The organism is Nitrospina gracilis 3/211 (genome assembly GCF_000341545.2).
Taxonomy (GTDB): Bacteria; Nitrospinota; Nitrospinia; order Nitrospinales; family Nitrospinaceae; genus Nitrospina; species Nitrospina gracilis.
Genome location: NZ_HG422173.1, coordinates 1,736,020 through 1,751,430, shown reverse-complemented (window position 1 = coordinate 1,751,430; position 15,411 = coordinate 1,736,020). Strand labels below are relative to the sequence as shown.

The 15,411-nt window shown below is 54.6% G+C and carries 17 protein-coding genes; 4 read left to right on the top strand and 13 right to left on the bottom strand.

Annotation, left to right across the window (positions count from 1 at the left end; translation table 11 throughout):
* Window positions 1–13: 13 nt before the first annotated feature.
* Window positions 14–586, bottom strand: coding sequence for a sensor histidine kinase (locus TX82_RS16735; RefSeq protein ID WP_244875014.1), 573 nt, complete (start codon window positions 584–586; stop codon window positions 14–16).
* A gap of 220 nt (window positions 587–806) precedes the next feature.
* Between TX82_RS16735 and TX82_RS08280 the strand changes: the two genes are divergently transcribed.
* Complete coding sequence (locus tag TX82_RS08280; protein WP_005009295.1) at window positions 807–1,697, top strand: acyl-CoA desaturase; 891 nt, start codon at window positions 807–809, stop codon at window positions 1,695–1,697.
* Between the two features lie 25 nt (window positions 1,698–1,722).
* On the opposite strand, the gene TX82_RS15225 is transcribed toward TX82_RS08280, so the two are convergent.
* The 6 genes from TX82_RS15225 to TX82_RS08250 form a co-directional block, all read right to left on the bottom strand.
* Window positions 1,723–2,400: an MgtC/SapB family protein gene (locus tag TX82_RS15225; RefSeq protein ID WP_005009294.1), complete on the bottom strand. Its 678-nt coding sequence runs from the start codon at window positions 2,398–2,400 to the stop codon at window positions 1,723–1,725.
* Window positions 2,401–2,428: 28 nt separating this feature from the next.
* On the bottom strand, window positions 2,429–3,226 hold the full coding sequence (locus tag TX82_RS08270; protein ID WP_005009292.1) for a DUF2797 domain-containing protein: 798 nt from the start codon (window positions 3,224–3,226) through the stop codon (window positions 2,429–2,431).
* A gap of 89 nt (window positions 3,227–3,315) precedes the next feature.
* Window positions 3,316–4,566 (bottom strand): inorganic phosphate transporter, encoded by a 1,251-nt coding sequence (locus TX82_RS08265; protein ID WP_005009288.1) that lies wholly within the window; start codon window positions 4,564–4,566, stop codon window positions 3,316–3,318.
* 39 nt (window positions 4,567–4,605) lie between these two features.
* Entirely contained in the window at window positions 4,606–5,277 is a 672-nt protein-coding gene (locus tag TX82_RS08260; protein ID WP_005009287.1) for a TIGR00153 family protein, read from the bottom strand.
* A gap of 99 nt (window positions 5,278–5,376) precedes the next feature.
* On the bottom strand, window positions 5,377–6,093 hold the full coding sequence (locus TX82_RS08255) for an MBL fold metallo-hydrolase (RefSeq protein ID WP_005009285.1): 717 nt from the start codon (window positions 6,091–6,093) through the stop codon (window positions 5,377–5,379).
* A gap of 22 nt (window positions 6,094–6,115) precedes the next feature.
* A complete protein-coding gene (locus TX82_RS08250; protein WP_005009283.1) occupies window positions 6,116–6,922 on the bottom strand; it encodes a S1/P1 nuclease in 807 nt (268 codons plus the stop codon).
* 33 nt (window positions 6,923–6,955) lie between these two features.
* On the opposite strand from TX82_RS08250, the gene TX82_RS08245 reads away from it, so the two are divergent.
* On the top strand, window positions 6,956–7,726 hold the full coding sequence (locus tag TX82_RS08245; protein ID WP_005009279.1) for a lysophospholipid acyltransferase family protein: 771 nt from the start codon (window positions 6,956–6,958) through the stop codon (window positions 7,724–7,726).
* Here the strand turns inward: TX82_RS08245 and TX82_RS08240 are convergent.
* The 3 genes from TX82_RS08240 to TX82_RS08230 form a co-directional block, all read right to left on the bottom strand.
* On the bottom strand, window positions 7,723–8,244 hold the full coding sequence (locus tag TX82_RS08240; protein ID WP_005009278.1) for a peroxiredoxin family protein: 522 nt from the start codon (window positions 8,242–8,244) through the stop codon (window positions 7,723–7,725). The two genes, TX82_RS08245 and TX82_RS08240, sit on opposite strands and share 4 nt — an antisense overlap.
* A 38-nt stretch (window positions 8,245–8,282) precedes the next feature.
* Window positions 8,283–8,609, bottom strand: coding sequence for a glutaredoxin family protein (locus TX82_RS08235; RefSeq protein ID WP_005009277.1), 327 nt, complete (start codon window positions 8,607–8,609; stop codon window positions 8,283–8,285).
* Window positions 8,610–8,670: 61 nt separating this feature from the next.
* The gene (locus TX82_RS08230) at window positions 8,671–8,901 is read right to left on the bottom strand and encodes a BolA/IbaG family iron-sulfur metabolism protein (RefSeq protein WP_005009276.1); all 231 of its coding nucleotides are present in this window, start codon (window positions 8,899–8,901) and stop codon (window positions 8,671–8,673) included.
* 302 nt (window positions 8,902–9,203) lie between these two features.
* Here TX82_RS08230 and TX82_RS08225 point away from each other — a divergent pair, with 302 nt between their 5' ends.
* Entirely contained in the window at window positions 9,204–9,545 is a 342-nt protein-coding gene (locus tag TX82_RS08225) for a HesB/IscA family protein (RefSeq protein ID WP_005009274.1), read from the top strand.
* Between the two features lie 148 nt (window positions 9,546–9,693).
* Window positions 9,694–11,421 carry a CAF17-like 4Fe-4S cluster assembly/insertion protein YgfZ gene (gene ygfZ, locus TX82_RS08220; protein WP_005009272.1) on the top strand — a complete coding sequence of 576 codons (1,728 nt, stop codon included), beginning with the start codon at window positions 9,694–9,696 and terminating at the stop codon, window positions 11,419–11,421.
* Here the strand turns inward: ygfZ and TX82_RS08215 are convergent.
* The 3 genes from TX82_RS08215 to TX82_RS08205 form a co-directional block, all read right to left on the bottom strand.
* Window positions 11,394–13,097, bottom strand: coding sequence for a hypothetical protein (locus tag TX82_RS08215; RefSeq protein ID WP_005009271.1), 1,704 nt, complete (start codon window positions 13,095–13,097; stop codon window positions 11,394–11,396). The two genes, ygfZ and TX82_RS08215, sit on opposite strands and share 28 nt — an antisense overlap.
* A gap of 438 nt (window positions 13,098–13,535) precedes the next feature.
* Window positions 13,536–14,486 (bottom strand): ethylbenzene dehydrogenase-related protein, encoded by a 951-nt coding sequence (locus tag TX82_RS08210; RefSeq protein WP_005009266.1) that lies wholly within the window; start codon window positions 14,484–14,486, stop codon window positions 13,536–13,538.
* A gap of 59 nt (window positions 14,487–14,545) precedes the next feature.
* The gene (locus tag TX82_RS08205; protein WP_005009265.1) at window positions 14,546–15,379 is read right to left on the bottom strand and encodes a TorD/DmsD family molecular chaperone; all 834 of its coding nucleotides are present in this window, start codon (window positions 15,377–15,379) and stop codon (window positions 14,546–14,548) included.
* Window positions 15,380–15,411 lie beyond the last annotated feature (32 nt).

Here is a 15,411-nt window from a genome sequence, read left to right as displayed (position 1 = left end):
GCGTCCTCTATCTCTAAATGCGCAGCACAGTTTTTTCCTCGAACTGGCGGCGGTGGCTCTGCACCAGTTCCTCGAGAAACGGCTTCATTTCCACCGGCTTCAACTGCAACTGCATGTTTTTGGATTCCGGACTGCTTGCTTCAAGGATATTTTCAATCAATGCCGACAGGCGTTCGGTGTCTGAGAGCATTGTCTCCACAAAATCGCGGGCCTCCTCCGGAGACAGCTTCTGGTATTTCATGGTCTCCAGGTATAGCTGGATCGACGCCAGCGGCGATTTCAGTTCATGGGAGACGCTGGAAATGAAGTCGCTTTGCATCCGGTTCAGGCGGGCCTGCTTGTTGTAATAGACGAACATGATCATCACCCCGCCCAGAATGAACAACATCAGGACGCACCCCTCAATGAGGATGACCCAGTTGAGGTCGGGCGAGAACAACTCCGGCCGAAGACGCTGGGCGAACTCCTGAAAATCCTGGCGGTTCTTCAGGTACCAGTTGATCCAGATCGCCATCAGGAACACCCAGGCAATCTGCACCCCGATGAACACCATGATGGGGTGGAACAGCGTCCTCAATTTGCTCATGATGGCCAAACTGCGTCTCCAGAATTGGGGGAACAACCCCTGTAAGAAATTCCCCGAAACAGGGTGTGCAAGTCCTTCAAATTGCGTCTTTTTGAAATGTTACAAATCTTTTACACCCAATAAAACCAACTAAATATATCTTATATAGGAGCGCAAGAGTGCTTTCCATTAATTCAATTTCATTTTCATTCTAACGCATTCTCAGGTGGAGAGGAAATTCATGGGCGAAATTAGAGAATTCAATCCCAAATACCGGTTCAGCATGGCCAACGTTTATTATTTCGGCTTCCTGCACGCCATGGCGCTGCTTGCCGTTTTTCCCTTTGCCTTTTCGTGGAGTGCCGTGGCGGTGATGCTGGTGCTCAACTGGATGACGGCGTCTCTCGGCATCTGCCTCGGGTTTCACCGCTACCTGACCCACCGCAGTTTCGAAATGCCCAAATGGCTGGCCTACTTCTTCGTGTTCGTCGGTACCCTGGCCTGCCAGAACGGCCCGATCAAATGGGTGGGCCAGCACCGCATGCACCACGCCAACTCCGACACCGATGGCGATCCGCACAGCGCGGCGCGGGGTTTCTGGTGGTCGCACATGGCCTGGATGTTTTACGTGCATTCCGACTTTGACGATAAGCAGAAGCTTCTGGACTACACGAAGGATTTCAACGACGACAAGTTTTACCAGTTCCTGGATAACCACTTCATCAAGATCCAGATCGCGTTCGGTTGCCTGCTGTTCGCCATCGGCGGCCTGCCGTGGGTGATCTGGGGCATCTTCGTCCGCGTGGTTCTGGTTTATCATCAGACCTGGCTGGTGAACAGCGCCTCACACATGTTCGGCTACAAGAATTTCAAATTGCAGAAAGACCTGTCCACCAACTGCTGGTGGGTGGGCATGCTCGCATTCGGTGAAGGCTGGCACAACAACCACCACGCCTTCCCCAGCTCAGCACGGCACGGCCTGCACGCATGGGAAATCGACCCGACGTGGATGGTCATCAGCCTGCTTCGGAAACTGGGCCTCGCCACCAACCTGAAGGTGGTCCAGCTTCAGCCAAAGGAGTCGGAAACCGACGAATACTATCAGGGCGAAATGGTCAAGCAGGCGGCGTAACGCCGCCTGCGGGCCAGGCCCGATTTCACCCCCGCACCTCCCTCACTCCTTCAATCCTGGAAACACCGACCACCGCCGCTTCACGATCGGCGCCCTTTCTGAACGACAGCCGGTAATCGATCTCCGCTTCATTTTGTTCGTTGTCCAGCTTGAAATGAATGTCTTCCACGGAAAAACCATGGCGTCGGAAGACCTCCGTGCATTTCTGCCGTACATTTTCGTATTGCGTCAGGCTGGTTTGCACAACCATTGCCTTGTATTGATCGACCGGCATCCAGTCGCCCACAAAGCGGAAAAAGAACAGCATGATGAAAACGAACAGGGTTCCCCAAAGCGCGAGCGGGTAGATGCCCTTCCCGATCACAATACCGAGCCCGGCGACGAACCACACACACCCGGCGGTGGTGAGCCCGCGCACCATGTCCGATTCCCGCAAAATGGCTCCGCCTCCCAGAAAACCGATGCCGGTGATGATGCCCGCCGACATGCGGTTGACATCCAGAATGTTACCCGACTCCATATTTTGCGAATAATATTCGGTGCCGAGGATCATCATCGCCGCGCCGAGGCACACCACGATGTGCGTGCGGAACCCTGCGGGACGGCCGTGGATTTCCCGTTCTATGCCCACCACACCACCCAGAACAATTGCCAGCAGCAACCGCAATAAAACTTCTCCGTCTATCCACCACTCGATGTCCATAGGCCGCATGCCTCCCGAAGCTCAGCGTTCATTCATCCCACTCAAACTCCACGTGGTATCCAGCATATTTGCGCAGATTGATCACCCGGCTGTCAAAAATAAGGTACTGTCCCTTGATCCCGGTCAACCGCCCGGACAGGGTGTTTTCCTTGTCCAGATTGTGGCTCACGATTTTAGCGGGAACCTCCAGAACCGGATAGGTGAGCGATTGCACCGGTTCGCTGTCCAGGAAAAAAGAACGAAGATCCTCTGGAAACCAGTCGTACACCTGGCTGCGCATGATTTCCAGGTCCGCCTCATCCACCTCCCCTTTCAGCATGCGCCGCCAATTGGTTTTGTCCGACATGTTTTTTGCAAGCGCCACCTCGATCTGTCCCGCCAGTTTCCGTTCCGGGGTGCGGGCGATCACCAGTCCGTTCACCGCCCCCTGGTCGATCCAGCGTGACGGAATATTCCAGTGCCGTGTCACACCCACTTTGACGGACGAGGTCAGCGACAGGTACACGAAATGGTCCACCTTACAGTGCGTTTGGTAAAACTCGCGATCTCGTTCGTTGCCCTTTTCGTGCTCGCATCGTTCCGGCCGCACGGAGCACATGGCGTTTTCCGGAAGGTCACGGGCACAGGGAAAGCAGTAACCTTCATCATAGGTTTTCTTGATGACCCGGCCGCACTCGACACAGGTGAGGCGCCCGCTGAACCTGAGGGTCAGCTGCCGGTCGAGTGCGGAGTTGATGGCAACGGGACTTTCATCCAGATCGAGAAAATACTGGATGGGGTCGCCCACTTCATGACGCATTTTGCGAAGTTGTCCGGAAACTTTCATGAAAATTCCTGTTTAAGATGATGATGGGGTTGCTCCCCATACTTAAATTATAGACGATTTAAAGGAACGACGCAGGGAGGGAGGAGGGCTCAGCCCAGGAACATCGTGAGGATTTCGTAGAGCATCATCGCCAGCACCGCGGTGAAGGGAACGGTGGCAAACCAGGAAACGACGATCTGCTTTATAATATTAAGGTTCAAACTGGCCAGGCCCCGCGCCAGCCCGACGCCGATCACCGAACCCACCAGGGTGTGCGTGGTGGAAATGGGCAGCCCCATCTTGGAACAGACCAGCACCACCGTGGCGGCGCCGAACTCGGCGGAAAATCCGCGGGACGGAGTGATTTCCGTAATGCGTTTGCCCACCGTTTCCATCACCCGCGCCCCCCAGATCAGCAACCCAAAAACGATACCCGTCCCTCCCATCGCCAGAATCCATATGGGCATCTCCACCTTCATGTGGATTGCGCCGTCGTTCAAAATGGACACCACTGCGGCGAGCGGTCCTACCGCATTGGCCACGTCGTTCGCGCCATGGGCGAAGGCCACGTAGAAGGCCGTGATGATCTGCAAAAATTTGAAAATGTATTCCGTGGTCTGGAACTGGCGGTTGATGTCATCGGCAGGAGGCACCGCCACTTTCTGCACCAGCGATTTCGCGATCACGAAAGCAATCGCGCCAACGATCAGCGAAATCGTGAGGGCCCGGGTGAATCCCAGGTTGAGATGGAGGTTTTTGAGCCCTTTGTACACCATGGAGTTGGCGAGGATCACAAAAACCAGGAATACGAGAAAAGGGACAACGCGCTTGGCGGAAGCCACGGCATTGTGCTTGTCGAAAATTTTGACGGTAATAAACCGGAATATCAGGAAGGCCACAATACCGCCCATTACGGGCGAGACGATCCAGCTAAGCACCACGGAGCTAACCTTGGCCCACTTGACCGCCTCCATGCCCCGCGCCACGAGGCCAAACCCGACCACCGCGCCGATGATCGAGTGCGTGGTGGATACCGGCCATCCCAGGTAGCTTGCGACATGGAGCCAGATGGCCGCCGCCACCAGGGCCGCGATCATGCCCAGCACCAGGTCCATGGGCTGATCGACAAACAGGGAGGGGTCCACCATCCCCTTGCGCACGGTGTCGGAGACGTGGCCACCCACCAGCAGCGCCCCGGCGAATTCCGCGACGGCAGCGACCAGCACCGCCTGCCGGAACGTGAGCGAACGCGCGCCCACGCTGGTGCCCATGGCATTGGCCACATCGTTTGCGCCGATGTTGCAGGCCATGTATACGCAGGCCAGGATGGCGAAGGCGAGTAAGAACGTGCCTAAATCCAAAAGGCTCTCCCCTATGGGTTTGGAATGAATCGGAACGGGTTATTTTGCCAGGAAAATACGGAGGACTTTGCCGATCTGTTCGGACCTGTCGGCAACCCCGCCCAGCTTTTTGCTGACCTCGTTCCATAACAGGAGGTCGGCGGAGTTCAACTCTTCACCCTGCGCGAACAGGGTTTTGGCAAACTGGAACTGTTTCCGGTCGGCTTCCCATTCCAGTTCAGCCAGCTTGTGACAGCCCTTTTCCACCTTTTCCGCCTCCATCCCTCCGAACGAGGCTTCCAGCAGTGCGTTCAATTCATGAATCAGGTCACAGCTTTTCTGGGCGATGTTTACGACGTGATCCACCAACTCCATGAGCGGTTCCTTCATGGGCTCCGTCGTTTTGAGATTCTTGATACGAAGCAGAACAGCCAGATCCTCAACCGCATCGGCGATGTCGTCCTGGGCGGACAACAGGTGCAGGAAGTCGCGCCGGTCAACAGCCAGAAAAATCCCCTGCGGCAGGTGATTGCGGATATCGCTTTTAATGGTGTCTGCCTCGTGCTCCAGGCGCACGATCTTTTCCGACATCTCCCCCACCTTGTCGAACTGCCCTTTCAACTGCGCACTGAACAGAGGGTGGACATGATCCACGCAGGAGCGGACCATTTCCATATGGCTGACGAGGGGTTTGAACGGAGACTTCGCGAACATCGAAAGGATGGAACGCATGGCAGACTTCCTTTATAGAAGGAGGATTGATGACTGCTTAACAGCTTATATCATTTTGGCCCGGCCGGATCAATGCGCCGTTTTCAGTCCAACAGGCTCTCACCCCATCAACATCCGCCACTGCTCCAGGCTGTCAATTTGAAGATAGGTATTGGTTTCCCTCACCTCGCCCAGGGGAGCGTTGTCCTTGCCGCCGTAATTGTGACCGGGGTACAGAACCACCTCGTCCTGAATTTTAGTGAGCCGTTGGGTGAGCGTGCGGTACATCTCCTCACTGTCGCCACCGGGCAGATCCACCCGGCCGCACCCCTGCAAAAACAGCGTGTCCCCGGCAATCAGGTAATCCTTCACCCGGAAACACTGCGAGCCCGGAGTGTGACCCGGCGTGTGCAGAAAGGAAATATCAATAGAACCCACTTTGAGCGTGTCCTCGCTGTCCACTTTCTTCATGTCGCTGTCCGAAATGCCCGTCACCTGTCGTACGCCGTCCGCCTCGTGCTTGTTGACGTAGACGGGAACCGGACTGCGTTCCATCAACTCCGGCAGGCCCAGGATGTCCATGCCGAAAATGTGGCCGCCGACATGGTCGGGGTGGTAGTGCGTGATGAGCGCGCCCTTGAGGGTCATGTCGTCTTCGGCGACGATGTCGAGGAGGGTGTCGATGTCCCACGCCGGGTCTACCACCACGCATTCGCGGGTCTGGGCGTCACCCAGCAGGTAAACGAAATTGGCCATGCTGCGTGCCGAGCTGTCGTAGCGTGCGAAATCGACCCCCGAAAGAAGTTGCCGGAAATAAAATGGATTGTTGTCACTCAACGGATCACCTCCGGTTGCGGATTCATTGGAAAATCTGGTTCAACAAGGCAGCGAGACGCACCCCTGCTTTCTTTAATTGCATTGCCACCACCCCCCGGCCGTTTTCAATATAGCGGCGGGTCAGGCGTCCTTGCGGGTCCAATGACAGGCCGTAGCCATATTTGATGACGAGCTCGCGCGACTCATTGGTCCAGTTTACGGGATCGCCATCGGTCCATTGCGCGGTTTCTTGTGCCGTCACATCACCACTCAACGAACGGGCATATTCTAACAGAGATCGTCCACCAAGGGCGATGAGCCTGCTGTCCCACAGCGCGTGCAGGTTGGTGTGGCGGTTGCCGATGTGGACGTCGATTTCGTTGCCGCCGCGGTCACGCGCGTTTCCAAGATGCATGGGCTGGTGGACATCCGCCACCAAATGCACCAGGAACCGGAGTGCTTCCTCCCGCTCGTCCTGAGGGCGGGTGCGGTCATCCAGAATTCCCCGGTATTCCCCGATTTTTTCAGTAACGCAATTGCGCCGCGGGCAGTCACGGCTTTGCACGTATTCCCGTTCGCCCTCGGCGATATTGGTGTAGTGGAGCACGTCCGGCGCACCGGGTTTTTTCTTGATGTAATCGGCCCAGTTGGCAATGGGGGCAAGATGCTTTATATTGAATTCGCGTTGGATGGCATTGCGGACATCCGGTTCCAGCCGCAGTTCCGCCAGATGGGCCACGATACGATGGCCCTCCGGCCCCCACGCCCAACCAGGCGTCGCCAACCCCGCTACCGTCAGGAGGATCCCGGTGAACAGCCCCAACCTTCCTGTCCCGTTAAACCTATTCATGCCACTGTTTCCCTGAATTCAACAAGGAGTCCCATGAGCCATGCCTATCATACCATCCGATTCTGGGTCGTCATTGTCCTGCTTTCCCTGATGCTGGGTGTGGCCTGCATTGTGATGGGCTGGGTGGACCGCTCCGGGAACCTGTCGCATCGAGTTTCTTCTTTGTGGGGCCGCCTCCTGTGCCGATGGAACGGGATCGACGTCGAGGTGGAAGGGCTGGAACACCTGAAGTCCGATCAGTCGCAAATTTTAATTGCCAATCACCAGGGATTCTTCGACATCTTCAGCCTGTCCGGCTACCTGCCCCTGCAACTGCGCTGGGTGGCGAAGGCGAGCCTGTTCAAAATTCCTTTCGTGGGATGGTCGATGCAAGCCTCGGGCTATGTCCCGGTCGAGCGCGAAAGCCGAAAAAAAGCACACCAGGCTTTTCTGGCCTCAATCGAAAAACTGAAAGAGGGAAATTCGATTGTCATTTTTCCGGAGGGCACGCGGTCTCCCGACGGGGTGATCGGTCCCTTCAAAAAGGGAGGACACCTGATGGCGGTGCGGGCCAAAGTCCCCATGGTACCCGTGACCCTCATCGGCAGCGGCCGCATCATCCGTAAAGGCAGCGGTATCATCCGCCCAGGTCCGATCCGCATCATCATCGGCAAACCGGTGGAGTATGAGGAAATTGCCGCTAAAAAGGAGGAATCGGTGCTGGAGGCGATCCGCGACACCATCTGCGAAAACTACCGCCTCCATGCCCCGGAAACCGCTTTCCAGACGCAAGCGGCGGAAAATCCGCCGCATCCATCTGCTTAGGATTTTTCTTTCTGGATGAAGGCCCACACGTCCTTCGGGTGCTCGCGCAGGTCTTCGATGTCGTCCCAGATGGCCCGGATCATGCCGGTCTTGTCGATCACGAATGTGGAGCGGCGGATCTTTTTGACCATCTGGCCCATGTCGTCCTCTTCGTAAACCACCCCGTACTTCTGGGTCATTTCCTTTTTCTCATCAGACAACAGGGTGAAGTTCAACTGGTAAACTTCGATGAATTGGCGGTGGGACTGGACGCCGTTCCAGCTGATGCCCATCATTTCCACTTCCTTGGTCTGGAACTTGCGGTTGTAACCGTTGAGCGATACCATCAGGCGTGTGTCTTCGGGGCTGGCATCGAAGGTGTAAAACACCAGGATGACCCACTGCTTGCCTTCGAAGTCCTTGAGCTTGATGGTGACGCCTTCCTCGGCGGAAGGGCTCGTGGCCCCGGCCTTGTACCCGTAAACCGCGGGCAATTCAAAATTAGGGGCCCTGTCTCCCACCTCCAGTTTGTCAGCCATGAACGCCTCTTTGGTTGGAATTTCAAAAATCGGGAGAGTTACTTCTCGCCGAACGCTTCTTTCAACAGAGGCTCCACTTCCCCCTTGGCTTCCATTTCATCGAGGATGTCCGTATCTCCATAAAACTTGCCGTCGATGAACACTTTTGGCAAAGTCGGCCAGTTGGTCAATTTGTTCAGAGTTTCCCTTTTCGGCATGTTGTCGAGTACATCGATCACCTCGAACGGGTACCCGTACTTGTCGAAAAACTGGATCGTCTCGACGGTGAATCCACAACGCGGCGCATGGCGGGTGCCCTTGCCGTAAATGAGGATTTTGTTTTCTGCGATTTCTTCTTTGATTTCTTCTTCGAGATTGTCCGACATATCGTCTAACTCCAATGTGCTGAGAGGGGGTTGAATAAAAAGTTTTCTGTTGCTTATTGTATCACGGGGTCGCAGTTTTGATCTCCGCGGCGTGCAGGCGTCCGTCCTGCATGGCAGGATTCAGGCACGACTGCACCAGACGGTGACGCTCCATCACATTTTTGCCCTCAAACTCCTTCGAGGTCACGTGAATGATGTAGTGGTCCCGCATTCCGGTTTTGTCCATGCACTGAACTTCGGCGTCGGGAATGGTATCGGTCACCAGTTTGATCAGGTCGGGAACACTAATCATGAAACCACCTTTCCTAAGGGAAATGAGTTACTGAAATTACGGCTTTAACGCTCGTGTTTTGGATTCAAATCATACCCGAAAGATTTAATTTTTTCACCCCCTGTGGAAAGCTTCAGGACCGCCCCGGAGCACAGCCAATAATCGATTAAAATTCAATATTTTGCAGGATCTTCGGGGTGCATACAAAATCCAACTGCCGGTTGGCCCCGGCGGCCACATTTTGCTATAATGATGAATCGATTGGGTGGTTTCAGAATCTTAATATTAAAACCCGGTTTTTAATTTAAAGGGAGTTTGGGGAAATGACCAAAACCTCGGAATTCATATCCATTACACCGAAAGCGGCAGAGGAAGTCAAGAAGCTGATCGAGGCCGAGAACAACCCGAAAATCGGGCTGCGTCTCGGCGTCAAGGGCGGTGGTTGTTCCGGCCTGTCTTACGATCTGGGCTTCACCCCGAAAGAAGAGGGGGATACGGAAATCGACCATGGGGACTTCAATGTGTACATGGACCCCAAGAGCCTGATTTACCTGAAAGGCATGCAACTGGACTACCAGGGCGGCCTGCAAGGCAAGGGCTTTGTGTTCGTCAACCCCAACGCCAAGTCGGTGTGCGGTTGCGGCGAGTCGTTCTCACTGACCTGAGCCAGGTTTCCCGGACCCACCGGTCCACCCAAAGCGCATCCGGTTTGTGCCGATGCGCTTTTTTTCTTGTAGAATGACCCCAGGCGCATGGCCTCCGCGGCCCTAAACGCCGGGTTCCCGATTCACCTTGCCACCCAGTCGCATTATTATGAAAACCACTGTCTCCGTAGCTGAAGAATACAAACAGTTGCGCGAATCCCTCGCCTGGTTTGTGATGGACGACTGGTGTCTGGTAAAGGCGTCCGGCCCGGACACGTTGAACTTCCTCCAGACGCAGACCACCAATGACATGATGAAAATCGAGGTGGGGGATGGCGTGGACAATGCCGTCACCGACCGCAAGGCGAGACTCCTTGCCAATTTCTCGGTGCACCGTGACTCGGAGGACTCCGCCCTCCTGCTGGTGGAAACCTCCCAGCGCGATCGCATGATCGATACCCTCGAAACCTACCACATCCGTGAAAAGGTCGAATTCTCGAAAGACATCGCATGGAACCGCCTGCTCGCCGTTCAGGGGCCCAAAAGCCCGGTGGTCCTGGACGATTTGACGGGCGAGGTGACCAACCTGATGAAGCACAACGACATCAAAACGGTGTCGTTTGAGGGCCAAAGAATCGGCCTCATCAGCCGCAGCCTGACGGGCGAGGATGGCTTCGTGCTGGCGTACCCTGAAGAGATCGAAGAAAAGTTGGTCGCCAAACTGCAGGATGTGGGAAGCGAATTCGGGATTCTGGCCATCGGCCCGGAAACGCGCGAGGTGTTGCGCATCGAGGCGGGCATTCCCGCCTACGGCAAAGACATGGATGACCGCCAGATTCTGCCGGAGACGGGGCTGGAACACAGCGCGGTGAGTTACTCCAAAGGATGCTATACCGGGCAGGAAGTCATCGCGCGCATCAAGACTTACGGTTCCCCGGCGTTCGCGCTGACCGGTCTGGTCCTGGAAGGCGACACCCTGCCGAGCCTGAATGCGGAAATCAAACTCAACAATAAAAAGATCGGCACAATCAAAAGTGCCGTGTTCTCGCCGCACCTCAACAAAAACATCGCGCTCGCCTACCTGCAGAAAGACCACCGGTCTCCGGGGCAGACGTATGAAGTGACTCTGGGCGGCGAACCATACACGGTGAAGACCGCATTGTTGCCGTTTTACCAGACCAAAGGCCGGACGGAACGGGCGGAAGCCCTGCACAAGCAGGCACTCGAAATTTACAAAAAAGAAGAAAACCTGGACCAGCCGATCGCACTTTTACGGCAGGCCATCGCGCTCGACCCCAAGTACGCCGCGGGGTACGAGGCCCTGGGTGTCATGCTGTCAAAACAGAAAAAACTCGACGAGGCCATTTCGCTCATGAAACGGCTGGCGGAGATCGACCCCACTGAGATCATGGCGCACACCAACCTGTCAATCTACTACATGGAACAGGGGCGTATTGAAGAAGCGGAACAGGAAAAGGCGGAGGCAACGGCACTCCAGTTCGAAAAAATGGTCGAGGAAAGTCAGGCCAAAAAAGCGCGAGAGAAAAAGGCGGAAGCCGACCAAGCCGAACGGGAGCGTCAACTGGAGATGTTCATCAAGGTTCTGGGCATCGATCCGGAAGACCAGGTCGCCAACTTCGGGCTGGGCTCAATTTATTACGACACCGAACGGTACGAGGAGGCGGTACCACCGCTCCAGACCGTGGTCCAGCATTACAAAGATTATTCCGCCGCCTACCTTCTGCTCGGCAAAACGCTTGAGAAACTATCCAGGAAGGAAGAAGCCGCGGAAGTGTACCAGCAGGGCATCGCCGCGGCCTCCAAGAAAGGGGACCTCATGCCCCTTCGCGATATGCAGAACCGCCTCAATCAGATTCGGCATTCCTCAGAATCCTGAAGATTCAGATACTCCAGCAAATCGGCCCCCGGCTCCATCACCCCTTTGTTCAAAAGACCCTGAGTGATATTGACCCCGTGATCCATCAGAAACCAGAACCGCAGTAAAATTTTCTCTTCCACCGTGGTTTGGGCGTCTTCCCAGTCGGTTTGCGACTTGTGCTTATCCAATCCCAGCACAAGCTTGTCGGGTATCGTGAGCCGCCGTTTTTTAAGGAAGGTATTGAAACCATCGATCAACATGGGCTTGAATTCCTTACGGCTGATCTTGATGAGCTCGGAAACACTGGGATAGCTTTCCTGGTGATACTGGAAAAATTTCAGCTTGTAGTACTGGTGAATGGTTTCCAGCCGGAAGTAGCAGTGCAGGTCCTCCACCTCAGGCCCGTAAACCTGCACCAGGAAGCGACGGATGAGAGACTTTCCTGTCTTGAGCAGAAGCTTGTTGAGGCGGCCGCGATCAAACAAGTGGATGCGCACCGTACTCAGATGCTTCACACATTGATTTTGGATATCGAGTTGAAATGAAGCCGAACGCGGCGGAACACGGTACCAGTAAATTTCATCCCGCGCTACTTGCAGGGCCTGCCTGTAGGATTCGATGATCTGGTGGTTGTTGGCCTTTTTGGCCTGCCTCGCAATTTTATAGGCATTTTCCTTGGAAAACCCCAGACCCACCAACTGATCCTGAAATTCGCGTCGCGCCCCCATAAGGTAACCACCGCGTTCCTTGATATGGTCTTTCGCCTTGCTCACTCCACGAAGGGCCAGGCTTACGTCACGGGGAACAAGCGTGAGGTTGAGCGATTGTGCGAACTGGTGAATTTCCTCCAGGGTTTTGAAATTCAGCTTGTCGATGTAGAGAAATTTCTGGATGTGCCGCTCGTGAAAGCCACACTTTTCGAAAATGCGGATCTTCTTGTATTTGACTTCCTCCCAATACTTGCGAGTTCCTTCTTTCTTGGTGAACTGGTTTTCGATCTCCGACCGCGCCTTGAAAAAATAACTGCGCAGTAAATACCATTTTGTCTTGATGGTCGATTCGATGATCCATTTGTATTTGGGCGTCAGCACTGTAAGCTTGGGATCGTCGAGAAGTTGTATCTCACCGGTCTCCAGAATGTATTCCAGCAGTTCCAGATGACGTTCGAGCAGGATCGGATTGACCACCTCGACGAACTTGCGGAAGATCGTTTTCCAGCGGTAGGGATCCACCTGGGTCTGGTTTTTGCCGTTGTTCTTGAATTGGGAAAGACGTCGCCGGATTTCCAGCATTCCCTGTTTTTCGAACTGCTGGAACAGCTTGTCGCGGGCAATGATGTCACTGATCTTGATCTGCTTGAGGCGGTTGATCACGTTCGGTGTCTGCCGCGCGATTTCCGCATCCAACGCGGTGTAAGATTCCGCATCTGAGAAATACACGTCTGCGAGTAAGGCGTAAACCTTGTCGAGCGACAACGTTGTTTTTCTGGAAAGTTTTTTGTATTTGTCGAAGTCGAGGTTTTTTGACCCCGCCTGACAGGAGCGGATGTCATTCAGGTAGGTGCGCGCCTGACGAAGCTCTTCATCTTGAACATAGGGGTCATTGATGACCCGCAGGAACAGGGCTTCGGCGCGTTGCAGATCGCGTTTGGAAAGCAACTCCAAACCCTGGGTGAGGGGATCGAATACAAACATGTGGCCATTACCGGCCCGTCAGGAAATCACCCTTCCTCCATTCATGACCGACCTTGCTGCAAAACCGTTCCTTCCCCTCACTCTTTTTGGGGACGATGCACATTGCAGGAATTCCAAACGGTTGCAGGAAAAATAAAAATCCCAGGTCGCCGAAAGTTTAATAGGAAGCGTAATATTCAAAACAGGCATTGTAGAAAAGTTTATTAAGGGCAACACGCTCAAAGTAATAGTGCCGCGTTGCCACATACCCCATTTAAATTAAGATGCAATCCATGCAAGCTGGATTTCTTTATTTGCCGGATTATCAAAAAATCCGCAACAGGTTCATTTTATACGTCGAATGAACACCCATATCTCAATTTTACACGGGAACGGGGGGGCGGGGTCAATAGCCTGCGTGGAAGGTCTGCCGGCTCAACCCGTTTGGGCTGTAAATAGTCAGCGGTAAACCAGGTCATGGAAGGGAGTGACGCCTTTCTGGCCGTTTCTCTCTTTGTTGCGGCCGTTCCAGATGGCAAAGGCGATAGCGGTTTTGCCGCCCACGAACTGCGTATCGTTGGTGTCACCGGTTTTGAGCGAGCGTTTGAACACCACGGCCCATCGGTTGTTGCTCCAATTGCCGTAGCCGTCCACGTTCTGCTCCGCCTGCGTGGTGAGTGTGCTGAAGCCTTCGGCGTTGAGGTCTTCCACCGGAGAATGGCGCAATGTGTTGTCGGAAAGAATATTACCCGTTGCACGCCCCGGATTGTAAACCCCTTCGTTTTTACCCATTCCCGAATCGATGAATGTTTGCCGTTCGCTGAAATGCTTGTGGCGCTCGTCGGTAAGCTTCAAGCCCTCGTCCGGTTCATAGATGTAATAACTTCCGGAACCCATAGCCATGTAATGGTACTGGTCCTCGATGTCCTGCATCATCTCGTTGCCGGCCTGGCCCGCACCTTCTTTATCCCACGTTGCTTTCCATTGCCAGATGTTGACCGGCTCTCCCTCCGCACCCATGGTGAATGGCGGTACCGGCCCCTGCTGATCTACAGGAAACATCAAGGCGGCCTGGTCCCGGTACTGCTGGGATTGTACGAGGATATCGTTGCGGGTGGCATCCACCCATTCCAACCGGATGGCAATATCCTCTTCATTAATCGCAGCCTGCACCATGACCCATTTGGTGGACGGATTCGGCCACATGGGATTGGTGATCATCTGGGGCATCAAGTCGATGATTTCCGGCTTGGGTTGGCCCCCGGTTCGGGACCAAAACGGATCGGATGGGTTGAGGGGGATGGCTTTTTTTAAACGGAGGGCTTCTATGGTGACCGCCCCGGCCGGGGCGACCATCAACAGAAGAAGGAAAAAACAAAATGCCCACACCAGGGCTTTCAAACTTGCCATAAACCTCTCCGGACGGAGGGAATGGTATATAGGCAGTTCACCGGTTTGGATAACCGGGTTTACTTGACCGGTTCACACTCCGCCGGAGCGTTGGCGATAAGGTCGTTTTCCATGCTGTAGGACAACGAACGGTATTCGGGCTCTTCCACCTTGATCGGCTTCACGTCGAGAAGAACACATTCGTTATGAATGAAAAGCGACAGCACATCGACCAGGTCCTTGTACAGTCCCCGTTCCGCCTTGCGGGCCGTAAAGATGGAAAACAGCGGTGTCCACCGGCCGAGGTGGTTGCGCAGGAATTTTTTCACGCTCTGGCGGACGATGGCAATTTTTTTCTCATCGTGGTCATTAGTGATACCGTAAGCCTCGCGGAAACACAAGTAGCCCATGAAGGCCAGCTCGACAGCAATATGGTCCACACGCTCCTTGCCCCGGCTTTTCGGGAACTCGAAGCCGAACGTTTCGTAAAAACCGCCCAACTGGATCAAAACGTCGGTTTGGGACTGAATGCCACCCTCGGTGCCGTACTGCATTTCATAAGGGGGGCATTCCTGGGAGACCGCGTGACCGAAAACGCGGACATATTCCTGTTGCACCTGTTTGAGGGCCATGCGCGGCAGGTATTTACCGAACCGATTGACAGCTTCCTTGGCGGTGCCCCAGTCTTCTTCATTAAGCAACAAGACATCCAACGGTTCCAGCAGGGATTTGGGGCGGAAAAACTTGCGGTTCCAAGGGTAGCTGAACGCATTGGACAAAATATCGTAGACCCGGCCGCGGGCGAGGTGCAGGGAAATCCGTTGTTCCTTGATTTCCTCAAGGCTTCCCGTTTCCCCGAACTTCAGCAGGATCTCGTCTTGTTGCTTCTTGCTAACTTCTTTGGTCTCGGCCATGGGGTTTTTCTCCCTTTTATTTTAAATTCCAC

What these genes read in the sequence shown, in the direction of transcription:
- TX82_RS08245 (WP_005009279.1), top strand. Translation starts at nt 6,956, where the DNA reads ATGAGCCATGCCTATCATACCATCCGATTCTGGGTCGTCATTGTCCTG.
- TX82_RS08205 (WP_005009265.1), bottom strand. Translation starts at nt 15,379, where the DNA reads ATGGCCGAGACCAAAGAAGTTAGCAAGAAGCAACAAGACGAGATCCTG.
- TX82_RS08210 (WP_005009266.1), bottom strand. Translation starts at nt 14,486, where the DNA reads ATGGCAAGTTTGAAAGCCCTGGTGTGGGCATTTTGTTTTTTCCTTCTT.
- TX82_RS08215 (WP_005009271.1), bottom strand. Translation starts at nt 13,097, where the DNA reads ATGTTTGTATTCGATCCCCTCACCCAGGGTTTGGAGTTGCTTTCCAAA.
- TX82_RS08260 (WP_005009287.1), bottom strand. Translation starts at nt 5,277, where the DNA reads ATGCGTTCCATCCTTTCGATGTTCGCGAAGTCTCCGTTCAAACCCCTC.
- TX82_RS08235 (WP_005009277.1), bottom strand. Translation starts at nt 8,609, where the DNA reads ATGTCGGACAATCTCGAAGAAGAAATCAAAGAAGAAATCGCAGAAAAC.
- TX82_RS08240 (WP_005009278.1), bottom strand. Translation starts at nt 8,244, where the DNA reads ATGGCTGACAAACTGGAGGTGGGAGACAGGGCCCCTAATTTTGAATTG.
- TX82_RS15225 (WP_005009294.1), bottom strand. Translation starts at nt 2,400, where the DNA reads ATGGACATCGAGTGGTGGATAGACGGAGAAGTTTTATTGCGGTTGCTG.
- TX82_RS08280 (WP_005009295.1), top strand. Translation starts at nt 807, where the DNA reads ATGGGCGAAATTAGAGAATTCAATCCCAAATACCGGTTCAGCATGGCC.
- ygfZ (WP_005009272.1), top strand. Translation starts at nt 9,694, where the DNA reads ATGAAAACCACTGTCTCCGTAGCTGAAGAATACAAACAGTTGCGCGAA.
- TX82_RS08225 (WP_005009274.1), top strand. Translation starts at nt 9,204, where the DNA reads ATGACCAAAACCTCGGAATTCATATCCATTACACCGAAAGCGGCAGAG.
- TX82_RS08270 (WP_005009292.1), bottom strand. Translation starts at nt 3,226, where the DNA reads ATGAAAGTTTCCGGACAACTTCGCAAAATGCGTCATGAAGTGGGCGAC.
- TX82_RS08250 (WP_005009283.1), bottom strand. Translation starts at nt 6,922, where the DNA reads ATGAATAGGTTTAACGGGACAGGAAGGTTGGGGCTGTTCACCGGGATC.
- TX82_RS08230 (WP_005009276.1), bottom strand. Translation starts at nt 8,901, where the DNA reads ATGATTAGTGTTCCCGACCTGATCAAACTGGTGACCGATACCATTCCC.
- TX82_RS16735 (WP_244875014.1), bottom strand. Translation starts at nt 586, where the DNA reads ATGAGCAAATTGAGGACGCTGTTCCACCCCATCATGGTGTTCATCGGG.